The organism is Liquorilactobacillus sicerae, from assembly GCF_029916425.1.
GTDB classification, from domain to species: Bacteria; Bacillota; Bacilli; order Lactobacillales; family Lactobacillaceae; genus Liquorilactobacillus; species Liquorilactobacillus sicerae.
This window is the reverse complement of sequence record NZ_JAHAVQ010000292.1, coordinates 1-423: the sequence shown is the minus strand read 5'-3', so window position 1 is coordinate 423 and position 423 is coordinate 1. Positions and strand designations below refer to the sequence as shown.

Below are 423 nucleotides of genomic sequence, written 5' to 3'. Positions count from 1 at the left end.
CTTTACCTGGTGGCTGATTTTTGGAAAACGTTTTTGGTTTTTAAAAAAGAGAACCCGGTAAAAATTTATTAATTGATTAAAAATAGGATTGGCGAAAGCGTCGATTCTATTTTTTGACCTTTAATCAAAAAAATTGTTTTTTGTATGATTCAGCTGGAATTTGTGGTTGTTTGCAGAAGAATTATTATCTCCTTATAAAATTGTTTGATTAAAAATCTATAATTGAAAACATGACAAAAGAAATATATTTGACCGGTGATCGTCCAACCGGAAAACTTCATATTGGACATTATGTAGGCTCTTTGAAAAATCGTGTTGAAATGCAAAATTCCGGTAATTATGATTCCTTTGTTATGATTGCCGATACACAAGCTTTTACGGATAATGCACGTGACCCGGAAAAAATTCGTATCAGTCTGACGG

General features: G+C 32.2%; 1 pseudogene. It reads left to right on the top strand.

The features are described from left to right. Positions 1-230 precede the first annotated feature (230 nt). Positions 231-423 (top strand): annotated as a pseudogene (locus KH893_RS12500) (tryptophan--tRNA ligase); the annotation flags it as partial.